Genomic DNA, 10,688 nt, shown 5'->3' with positions numbered 1-10,688 from the left:
CAGGCCGGCGCCGGCCAGCGCTCCCGGGCCGGGGACGCGCTCGACCGGCTCGCCGTGGCCGTCCAGCGCGTGGCACCCGCCGCCCAGGAGCTCTACCGCACCCGCACCCTGCTCACCGGCCTGGCCGTCAGTGCCCCCGCCGACCGGCTGCCCGCGCTGCGGGCGCTGCCCGGCGTCCGGGCCGTCCACCCGATCGTGAACAAGCAGCGCGACAACGCCTACTCCGTCCCGCTGACCGGCGCCCCCCAGGTCTGGTCCGGCGACGCGGCGGTGGCCGGGAACACCGGCCAGGGCGTCCGGATCGGCATCATCGACAGCGGCATCGACTACACCCACGCCGACTTCGGCGGCCCCGGCACCGAGGAGGCCTTCCGCTCGGTCGAACGCGGCAAGCCCGCTCCGGCCGCGCTGTTCCCCAACGCCAAGGTGATCGGCGGCAAGGACCTCGTCGGCGACGACTACAACCCCGACCCGGCCGCCCCCAACCACCAGCCGGTGCCGCACCCCAGCGACAACCCGCTCGACTGCGTGCGCAACGGGCACGGCACCCACGTCGCCGGCACCGCGGCCGGGTACGGCGTCACCGCCGACGGCCACCCGTACACCGGCCCGTACCGGCCCGGACTCGACCCGGCCTCGTTCCGGATCGGCCCCGGCGCCGCTCCCGGCGCCCAGCTGTACGCGATCCGGGTGTTCGGCTGCGACGGCTCCACCGACCGGCTCGCCCAGGCCCTCGACCTGGCCGCCGACCCGAACGGCGACGGCGACCTCGGCGACCGGCTCGACGTGGTCAACCTGTCCCTCGGCAGCCGCTTCGGCAGCCCCGACGACGCCGACGCGCTGGCCGTCGACCGGCTCGCCGAACTGGGCACCGCGGTGATCGCGGCGGCCGGCAACGAGGGCGACGTCTACGGCATCGGCGGCAGCCCCGGCACCGCCGTCCGGGCGATCACCGTCGCCGCCTCCGTGCACGGGCACGCCGACGTGGACGGCATCACCGTGCTCGCCCCCGCCGACCTGGCCGGAGTCGTCCCCGGCCACTGGAGCGAGCGCTACCAGGGCTGGTCCGGCACCCAGGTCAGCGGCCCGCTCGCCGTGCCCGCCGACCAGGCGGACGGCTGCACCGAGTTCAGCGAGGCCGACAAGCAGCGGCTGAAGGGGCGGATCGCGGTGCTCACCTGGCGCACCCGCGACCCCGACCGGGCCTGCAACTCCGGACCGCGGGCCGACCACGCCGCCGACGCCGGGGCGATCGGCGCGCTCTACGCCGCCGACACCGACCATCTCGCCGAGATCTCCGGCGACGACCGGATCCCGGCCGTCCTGCTCGGCCGGGCGGACGGCGAACGACTGCTCAAGGCCGCCGCCGAAGGCGACGTCCAGGTCCGGCTCGCCGCACCCGGCAACCCGCTGCACGGCTCCGTCGCGCAGAACCAGCCGGCCCGGGTCGACACCCTCACCGACTTCACCTCCCGGGGCATCGGCCTGCCCGGCGTGGTCAAGCCCGACCTCGCCGCCCCCGGCGAGACCATCTGGTCCGCCCTGGTCGGCAGCGGCACCGGCGGCGAACGCGAGAACGGCACCTCGATGGCCACCCCGCACGTCGCCGGGCTGGCCGCGCTGGTCCGCGCCGCGCACCCGGACTGGCCGGTCGAGCAGGTCAAGGCCGCGCTGATGAACACCAGCACGGACACCTACCTCGGCGACGACCACGGCGGCCCGGTCTACGGGCCCGAGCGCACCGGCGCCGGCCGGGCCCGGGTCGACGGGGCGGTCCGCACCCCGGTCGTCGCCTACGCGGCGGGGGAAGGCGCCCGGGCGGGCGGCGTCGGGGTCTCCTACGGGCCGGTCGAGGTCGGCGGGCCGACGACCCTCGACCGGGAGATCGAGCTGCACAACCACTCGTCCGCACCGCTGAGTTACCGCACCCGGTACGCGGCGGCCACCGAACTGCCCGGCGCCGCCTTCGAGGTGGCGCCCGCCCAGGTGGACGTCCCGGCCGGCGGCACCGCGCGAGTCCGGGTGACGCTGTCCGTACCCGGGCGGTTGGGACGCACGCCCGACCCGACCATCGACACCGTGCAGGGCGGCCGGGCCCGCAGCTACCGGGGCGAGCTGTCCGGACAGGTGCTGTTCAGCCCGGTCACCGACCAGTCCCTGCCGCAGCTGAGGGTCCCGGTGTTCGCCGCCCCGCGCCCCACCGGCGACCTCGGCGCCACCGCCTCCGTCCGGACCGCCCGGGACGGCACCCTCGTCACCCTCGGCGGCAGCGCCGCACCCGGCGAGGCGCCCGGACTGGTCAGCGCCCTCGCCCTCGGCGGCGAGGACGACCGCTGGCCCGACTGCCCGCCCGGCGGCGGCAAGGCCGTCGGACCCGGCGTCGGCATCCGGCCCGCGGACACCCAGGAGGACGCCGGCCAGAGCCGCGACCTCTGCGTCGAACACCCCGGCGACCGGGCCGCCAACCTCCGGGCCGTGGGCGCGGCCGCCGACTCCGACCTGCTGTACGTCGGCGCCCGGCTGTGGGCCCCGGCGGCCACCCCGGTCGGGCTGTACGGGGTACGGGTGTCGCTGGACACCGACGGGGACGGCGTCACCGACGTGATCCTCGAGGCCGACCGGCTGCGCGGCGGCGACGTACTGGTCTCCCGCGCCCTCGACGCCCGCACCGGCGCCGAACTCGACGTCCAGCCGCTCAACGCCCACTGGGGCGACACCGACACCGAACTGCTGGACAGCGACGTCGTGGTCCTGCCCGTCCGGCTGAGCGCCCTGCCCGGTGTCACGCCCGGCCACGGCACCGTCCACTACGGCGTCTGGACCGGCGTCGCGGCTCCCGGCCGGCCCGACCCGGCCGAGGCCTTCGCCACCATCGGCCTGCGCGGCACCAGCCCCACCCTGCCGCTGGACGTCCTGCACCCGGCCCTGACCGTCCGGACCGGCCTCACCGGCCCGCCCACGATGGTCACCCCGGCCGGCCCCGGCACCGTCCTCGACGTGCACCGCACCCCGGGCGACACCTCCCGGCTCCTGCTGCTCTACCACCTCAACCCGGCCGACCGCCGGGCCCAGGTGCTCGACCTGCCGTAGGCCCGTACGCCGAAAAGGGGCGGCCCGCCGACACCGGTCGGCGGGCCGCCCTTCCGCTGCCCCTTTCGGCGCCCCGGTCGCCGTTCCGAGCGCCGCCCGGCTACGGCCGGGTGGCCAGACGGCGCTCGCGGCGGGGGGTGCGGGTGGGGCGCCGGGAGAGGCGGGCGAAGGCGGCGACCAGGGCGAGGACGGCGGCGGTGCCGGAGGCGACGGTCAGGCCCTCGGTGAGGCCGGGCGGGCGGAAGGCGCAGGAGATCCGGCCGGCGCCGCCGCCGAGCGGGACGCCGATCATGCCGAGCACCGGAGTGGGGGCGGTGGAGCCGCCGCCGTCGGTGGCGCAGGTCCAGCCCTCGGTGGCGGGGACGGAGAGCAGCGCGGTGCCGGTGGAGCCCGGCGGGAGGGTGGCGGTGAGGGTGTGGCCGCCGGCCTCGACCCGGGTGGCGCCGGTGGCGGTGAGCCGGGTGACGGCGGCGGTCAGGGCGTCCGCCCGCAGGCAGCCGATCGGGCGGGCGGGGACCTGGCTGACGATGTCCGAGCGCAGGGTCACCCGGACCACGCCGTCGGCCGGGACCGTCCCCAGCCGGTGGACCGCCACCGCCGTGGTGGGCTGCTCGCCGTCGCTGCGGTAGTCGGTGCCCAGGCCGCTGACCGTGCCCCGGTACCAGACCCCGTGGAAGTACGCCGTCGAGCCCGGTGTGCAGGCGGCGGTGAACACCGTGCCCTCCCCGCCGCCCGGCACCGACCAGCCGCTGGTGCCGTGCAGGGTGGGCACCGGGCCGCCCGCCGGGACGGGCAGCGGGGTGTCGTACACCTGGCTGCCGAGCAGCGACTCCTGGCGGGCCCAGACCGAGGAGGTGCCGGTCCGGGCGCCCGGCGGCAGCACGGTGACCAGCGGCGGTGCGAGGGCCCGGACGGGGGCGAAGCCGTGCGGCGGCGGACCGTCGTCCAGATGGGCGCCGATGCCGAACAGGGCCTGTCCGACCGGGTCGGTGACGCTCCCGGTCTGCCGCCCGCCGGCCGTCCAGCCGGCGCCGAGGTCGTGCAGCAGCAGGGCGGCGGCGGTCGGCAGGTAGCCGCTGGAGTAGCCGCCGCCCTGGCCGTTCAGCAGCAGCGGGTCGTTGGGGGTGAAGGCGTGCGGGCCCGGGTCGCTGCGCCCGTCCGGCCAGTCGGCGCCGGCCCGCACCGCGGCGTGCCCGGCCCGGACGGCCGCCGGGGAGACGCTGTCGTCGGGGGCCGCGCCGAGCGCCGCGTACCCGGCCCAGACGGCGTTGCCGAGCACCACGGCGCCGATCACCCAGGTGGCGAGCGCGTTCGCCCGCCGGTCGGTGTGCCGGCGCTCCAGCACCCGGAGCGCGGCCAGCAGGACGGCGCCGCCCACGCCCAGCAGCACCCAGGTGGCGGCGGGCACCGAGCGCCCGACGGCCACCAGGACGGCGATCACCGCGACCAGGGCGCCGCCGCCCAGCAGGGTGAACCGGTCCGGCCGGTGGGCCAGCGACACCCAGCCGGCCAGCACCAGCAGCCCACTGAGCACGAAGGAGACCCGGTACGGCCCGCCGGCCGGGATCGCCAGACCGTGCCAGACCAGCACGGTCGGCGTCCAGACGAAGCTGAGCACCACCAGCAGCAGCGTCACGCCCCAGGCCGCCCGCTCGCGGACCCGCACCCGGCGGTTGAACGGCAGCCCGCACACCAGCAGCAGCCCGAGCACCCCGATCGCCACGTCCGGCAGCGGCCGCCCGCCGGTGGCGGGCAGCAGCTGGGCGAGGTGCCCCTCGAAGCCGGACGGGCCGAGCGGCTGCACCGGGGACTCCGGCTGGGCACCGCGCGCGGCCCGGACGGCGACGAACAGCACGGGGGAGGCGAGCAGCAGCCCGACGGCGGTCTGGGTGACGGCCCGGCCGGTGGACCGGACCCGGTGCCGGAAGGGGCGCGGAGTGGCGAACAGCCGTACGGCGAACAGGAGTCCGGCGACCAGGGTGGCCAGCGCGGCGGTGTACAGGTTGCCCGCCCAGGCGAGCGCGACGCACAGCGCGCCGGCCACCCAGCGGCGCTCGTGCAGGCACCAGTCCCCGACCAGGCCGAGCAGCGGCAGCGAGACCAGGCCCCACAGCCACATCGGCGCGCCGCCGCCGACGTCCAGCACCCAGGCGCAGAGCCCGTACCCGACGGCCGCGGGCACCCGCAGCCAGCGCGGGCCGGGGTGCAGTCGGCCGAGCAGGTGGGCCATCAGGGCGGTGCCGAGGCCGATGCTGGCCAGGGTGACCAGGAAGACGGCGAGCTGGCCCTGGTCGCGGGGGAGCAGGGCGGTCGGCCAGGAGAACGGGTTCATCAGGTAGGCGAAGAAGTCGGCCAGGAACGGGACGCCGTAGCCGCTGTTCCAGTTGAACAGCAGGTCCCCGGCGGCCTGTCCGTGCAGCAGGTCCCACAGGTGCGCGTGGTACGGCACGGCCACCGTGCCCGCCCCGCCCGGCCACCGCCCGCGCAGCCCCGCCGCCAGCGCGTACCCGCCGATGGCCAGCCCGGCCGCCGCCCCGCAGACCAGTGGCTCCCGCCGCCGTTCGGTCCTCACCCACGCGCCCCGTTCTGCCAGGAATCCCGGACCACGCCACCCTAAGCGCGCCCCCGGCGCACCCCTTGCAACGCACGCTCCCTCAGAGGAGTGGCGTGTGAGGATGCTTTGCCGAGTAGCCTGAGAAGGCCGCAAGGATGCCAGTGAATCGCGCGAGCGTGACCGCGCGATCAAGCCGGCCAGTATGCGGCGGCTGGTATCCGCCACTTCTGGCGGGTCGGGTGCGACGAAGGTCGACCGGTCGTCTACACCTACGAGCTGGAGCCGGCGTCGAAGCGGTATTTCCCGACCGGCATCCATCACCAGCAGTCGAAGGTCGATCAGCCGTTCCCGGTGGAGATCGACCTGACCTGACCCAGTCCAGATGCTGGACGCCAGGTGTCAGCCTCTGGGACGGCGGAGTAGGGTCCGAGCATGTCTCGCACCATTCGTCTCGCAGTTGTCCCGGGTGATGGCATCGGCCAGGAAGTGGTGGCCGAAGGTCTGAAGGTCCTCGGCGCCGTGCTCCCCGCCGACGTGAAGCTGGAGACCACCGAGTACGACCTCGGGGCCCGGCGCTACCACCGGACCGGGGAGACGCTGCCGGACGCCGTGCTGGCCGAGCTCAAGGGCTTCGACGCGATCCTGCTGGGTGCCATCGGGGACCCGAGCGTGCCGTCCGGGGTGCTGGAGCGGGGGCTGCTGCTGAAGCTGCGGTTCGCCTTCGACCACCACATCAACCTCCGGCCGGGCCGGCTGTTCCCGGGCGTGGAGTCCGTGCTGGCCGGTCAGCCGGAGATCGACTTCGTGGTGGTCCGTGAGGGCACCGAGGGCCCGTACGTCGGCAACGGCGGCTCGCTGCGCACCGGGACGCCGCACGAGGTGGCCACCGAGGTCAGCCTGAACACCGCGTACGGCATCGAGCGCGTGGTGCGCGACGCCTACCGCCGGGCCCAGGCGCGGCCGCGCAAGAAGCTCACCCTGGTGCACAAGAACAACGTGCTGGTGCACGCCGGGCACCTGTGGTCGCGGATCTTCGCCGAGGTCGGCCGGGAGTTCCCCGAGGTCAGCACCGACTACCTGCACGTCGACGCGGCCACCATCCACCTGGTCGCCTCGCCGGAGCGCTTCGACGTCATCGTCACCGACAACCTGTTCGGCGACATCCTGACCGACCTGGCCGCCGCCGTGACCGGTGGCATCGGGCTGGCGGCGAGCGGCAACATCAACCCGAGCGGTGAGTTCCCGGCCATGTTCGAGCCGGTGCACGGCTCGGCCCCGGACATCGCCGGCCAGGGCAAGGCCGACCCGACCGCTACCGTGCTGTCGGTCGCCATGCTGCTGGAGCACCTCGGCTTCGCCGCCGAGGCCGCCACGGTGGAGGCCGCCGTCGCGGCGGACCTGGCCTCGCGGGCCGGCGCCCGGTCCACCTCCGAGGTCGGCGACGCGCTCGCCGGGCGAGTAGCCGGCTAGCGGGCCGGACCCCAGCGGATCCGGCCAGGTGGGCCGGACCGCATAACCGCAGCTTGCAGCTCCCCAAGGAGCGGGCGGCTGTTCGGCACGGCCCTCTGGATGCGAGTATCGACAGTGGGCCGTGCCGTTGTGCGTTCGTTTCGGCGATGGATCGCCGTAACGTTCCTTCGGCGGTGGCGGCCCGAACGAACCCCACGGTGAAGGAAACAGCCATGAGCACGCCGACCCAGGCGCCCATCACGTTCGACCTCAAGCCCTCCGCCCACCCGCTGTCCGCGGCGGAGCGCGAGGCCCGGCTGACCGATCCCGGCTTCGGCCGCGTCTTCACCGACCACATGGTCACCATCCGCTGGACGGAGGGCCGTGGCTGGCACGACGCGCAGCTCGTCCCGTACGCGCCGGTCGAGATGGACCCGGCGAACATGACCCTGCACTACGGCCAGGCGATCTTCGAGGGCCTGAAGGCCTACCGCCAGGCCGACGGTTCGATCGCGACCTTCCGTCCCGAGGCCAACGCCCTGCGCTTCCAGGCCTCGGCCCGCCGGCTGGCGATGCCGGAGCTGCCGGTGGGGGCCTTCGTGGAGGCCGTCGAGCTGCTGGTCCAGCAGGAGCGGGCGTGGGTTCCGAGCGAGCCGGAGCAGAGCCTGTACCTGCGCCCGTTCATGTTCGCCACCGAGGTCGGTCTGGGTGTCCGTCCGGCGAACTCCTACCTCTTCATGATCATCGCCTCCCCGGCCGGCGCCTACTTCCAGGGCGGCATCAAGCCGGTCTCGGTCTGGCTGTCCAAGGAGTACGTCCGGGCCGCGCCCGGCGGCACCGGCGCCGCCAAGTGCGCGGGCAACTACGCCGCCTCGCTGGTCGCCCAGGCGCAGGCCGCCGAGAAGGGCTGCGACCAGGTGGTCTGGCTCGACGCCGCCGAGCACCGGTGGGTCGAGGAGATGGGCGGCATGAACCTGTACTTCGTCTTCGGCGAGGGGAAGGACGCGAAGATCGTCACCCCGGAGCTGTCCGGCGCGCTGCTGCCCGGCATCACCCGCGACTCGCTGCTGCAGCTCGCCGGCGACCTGGGCTACGCGGTCGAGGAGCGGAAGATCTCCACCGACGAGTGGCAGCAGGCCAACGCCGACGGCACCCTCACCGAGGTCTTCGCCTGTGGCACCGCCGCCGTCATCACCCCGGTCGGCTCGGTGAAGTCCGCCGCCGCGGACTGGACCGTGGGCACCGGCGAGCCCGGCCCGATCACCATGGAGCTGCGCCGCGCCCTGCTGGCCATCCAGGGCGGCCAGCAGCCGGACACCCACAACTGGCTGCACCGGATCGTCTGATCGGACGGACGCCGGCACCCCCTCCGGCCCGCCCCGTTCCGCATCGCGAGACGGGCGGGCCGGATCCCGGATGCTGTGCCAGACTGCCAGCGTGTCCTCGCTTTCGCTGATTATTAGCAGCAGGCGCGCCGGTCCGCAGTGACCGCTCCCGCAGGACCCGATGCGGAGCGACCACGAGCGTCCAGACCCGCGCGCAGACCTCTCGCACCCGCGAGGGGTCTTTTCGCTTTTCGGCGCAGCCCCGTGAACACCGTGGGCGCAGCCCATTGAGCACAGCCCTCGGACCGGCCGACGGCCCCCACAAGGGGCCCGGGGAACACCGGGGCCGCGCGCGGGATCCTGGACAGTGGAGCCGGGACGAGAATCCGGCAGAGCAGTACAACCTCCCCGAACGGAGAACCAGGGGTCATGACCGAGGTCAGCCGCACCGACGACAGCTTCCACGTGTTCGACACCACCCTGCGCGACGGCGCGCAGCGGGAGGGCATCAACCTGACGGTGGCGGACAAGCTGGCCATCGCCCGGCACCTGGACGAGTTCGGGGTCGGCTTCATCGAGGGCGGCTGGCCCGGGGCGAACCCCCGGGACACCGAGTTCTTCGCCCGCGCCGCCGCCGAACTGGAGCTTCACAACGCCCGGTTGGTCGCCTTCGGTGCCACCCGCCGGGCCGGCGGCAAGGCGGCCGACGACCCGCAGCTGGCCGCGCTGGTCGCCTCCGGCGCGCCCGTGGTCACCCTGGTCGCCAAGGCCCACGACCGGCACGTCGAACTGGCGCTGCGCACCACGCTGGACGAGAACCTGGAGATGATCCGGGACAGCGTGGAGTTCCTGCGGGCCCAGGACCGGCGGGTGTTCCTGGACTGCGAGCACTTCTTCGACGGCTACCGGGCCAACCGCGAGTACGCCCTCGCGGTGGTGCGCACCGCGCACCGGGCCGGGGCGGACGTGGTGGTGCTCTGCGACACCAACGGCGGGATGCTGCCGGCCGGCGTCCGGGACACCGTCGCGGACGTGATCGCGGCGACCGGCGCCCGGATCGGCATGCACGCCCAGGACGACACCGGCTGCGCGGTGGCCAACACCCTGGCCGCGGTGGACGCCGGCGCCACCCACGTGCAGTGCACCGCGAACGGCTACGGCGAGCGGGTCGGCAACGCCAACCTGTTCCCGGTGGTCGGCGCGCTGGAGCTGAAGTACGACCGCCGGGTGCTGCCCCCGGGCCGGCTGGCCGAGATGACCCGGATCTCGCACGCGATCGCCGAACTGGTCAACCTGGCCCCCTCCACCCACCAGCCGTACGTCGGCTTCTCGGCCTTCGCCCACAAGGCGGGCCTGCACGCCTCCGCCATCAAGGTCGACCCGAACCTGTACCAGCACACCGATCCCGAACTGGTCGGCAACACCATGCGGATGCTGGTCTCCGACATGGCCGGGCGGGCCTCGGTGGAACTCAAGGGCAAGGAACTCGGCTACGACCTCTCCGCCGACCGCGACCTGGCCGGCCGGGTGGTGGCCAGGGTGAAGGAGCAGGAGAACCTCGGCTACACCTACGAGTCCGCCGACGCCTCCTTCGAGCTGCTGCTGCGCGACGAGGTGCGCGGCAGCCGGGACCGCTTCTACCGTCCGGAGTCCTGGCGGACCATCAGCGAGCAGGGCCCGGACGGGGTCTCGGGCAACGAGGCGACGGTGAAGCTGTGGGCCAAGGGCGAGCGCCGGATCGCCATCGGCGAGGGCAACGGCCCGGTCAACGCGCTGGACCAGGCGTTGCGGACGGCCCTGGAGGGCATCTACCCGCCGCTGGCCACCTTCGAGTTGGTGGACTACAAGGTCCGCATCCTGGAGGGGCAGCACGGCACCGGCTCCAAGACCCGGGTGCTGATCGAGTCCACCGACGGCGCCGCGACCTGGTCCACGGTCGGGGTGGCCGACAACGTGATCGCCGCCTCCTGGCTGGCCCTTGAGGACGCGTACACCTACGGCCTGATCCGGGCCGGGCTGGAGCCGACCGAAGGGTCCGAGCGCTCCGCGTAGTCCACCCCGCCCCGACCCGGCCGAGCCCGACCCGCCGACGGCCCACCGGACTTCACCCCGTCCGGTGGGCCGTGGCCGTGCCGGTCAGCGCAGTCGGGCGAGGAGGGCGTGTTCGACGAGGGTGATGAGGGCGCTTTTGGCGCTGTCCCGGCGGCGGGCGTCGAGGGTGATGACGGGGGTTTCGGTGCTGAGTTGGAGGGCTTCGCGGACTTCGTCGG

The 10,688-nt window shown here is 74.6% G+C and carries 5 protein-coding genes and 1 pseudogene; 4 read left to right on the top strand and 2 right to left on the bottom strand.

Annotated features, from left to right (window positions below; translation table 11 throughout):
* On the top strand, positions 1 to 3,090 hold a 3,090-nt coding region (locus BG452_RS20920; RefSeq protein ID WP_188305867.1), incomplete at its 5' end, for a S8 family peptidase.
* 100 nt (positions 3,091 to 3,190) lie between these two features.
* On the opposite strand, the gene BG452_RS20915 is transcribed toward BG452_RS20920, so the two are convergent.
* Positions 3,191 to 5,662, bottom strand: coding sequence for a YfhO family protein (locus tag BG452_RS20915; RefSeq protein WP_188305866.1), 2,472 nt, complete (start codon positions 5,660 to 5,662; stop codon positions 3,191 to 3,193).
* 414 nt (positions 5,663 to 6,076) lie between these two features.
* On the opposite strand from BG452_RS20915, the gene BG452_RS20910 reads away from it, so the two are divergent.
* From BG452_RS20910 to cimA, 3 genes are all read left to right on the top strand, one after another.
* Positions 6,077 to 7,114 carry a 3-isopropylmalate dehydrogenase gene (locus BG452_RS20910; RefSeq protein WP_188305865.1) on the top strand — a complete coding sequence of 346 codons (1,038 nt, stop codon included), beginning with the start codon at positions 6,077 to 6,079 and terminating at the stop codon, positions 7,112 to 7,114.
* A gap of 212 nt (positions 7,115 to 7,326) precedes the next feature.
* The gene (locus BG452_RS20905) at positions 7,327 to 8,439 is read left to right on the top strand and encodes a branched-chain amino acid aminotransferase (protein WP_188305864.1); all 1,113 of its coding nucleotides are present in this window, start codon (positions 7,327 to 7,329) and stop codon (positions 8,437 to 8,439) included.
* 408 nt (positions 8,440 to 8,847) lie between these two features.
* On the top strand, positions 8,848 to 10,470 hold the full coding sequence (cimA, locus tag BG452_RS20900; protein ID WP_188305863.1) for a citramalate synthase: 1,623 nt from the start codon (positions 8,848 to 8,850) through the stop codon (positions 10,468 to 10,470).
* Between the two features lie 84 nt (positions 10,471 to 10,554).
* Here the strand turns inward: cimA and BG452_RS20895 are convergent.
* Positions 10,555 to 10,688: pseudogene (locus tag BG452_RS20895) on the bottom strand (ATP-binding protein); the annotation flags it as partial.

It is taken from the genome of Streptomyces sp. CBMA123, assembly GCF_014596465.1.
Classification (GTDB): Bacteria; Actinomycetota; Actinomycetes; order Streptomycetales; family Streptomycetaceae; genus Kitasatospora.
The sequence above is the reverse complement of the archived record's forward strand: the minus strand, read 5'-3'. Positions and strand labels throughout refer to the sequence as shown.

Coding starts and splice junctions, on each gene's coding strand:
- BG452_RS20910 (WP_188305865.1), top strand. CDS start 6,077: ATGTCTCGCACCATTCGTCTCGCAGTTGTCCCGGGTGATGGCATCGGC.
- BG452_RS20905 (WP_188305864.1), top strand. CDS start 7,327: ATGAGCACGCCGACCCAGGCGCCCATCACGTTCGACCTCAAGCCCTCC.
- cimA (WP_188305863.1), top strand. CDS start 8,848: ATGACCGAGGTCAGCCGCACCGACGACAGCTTCCACGTGTTCGACACC.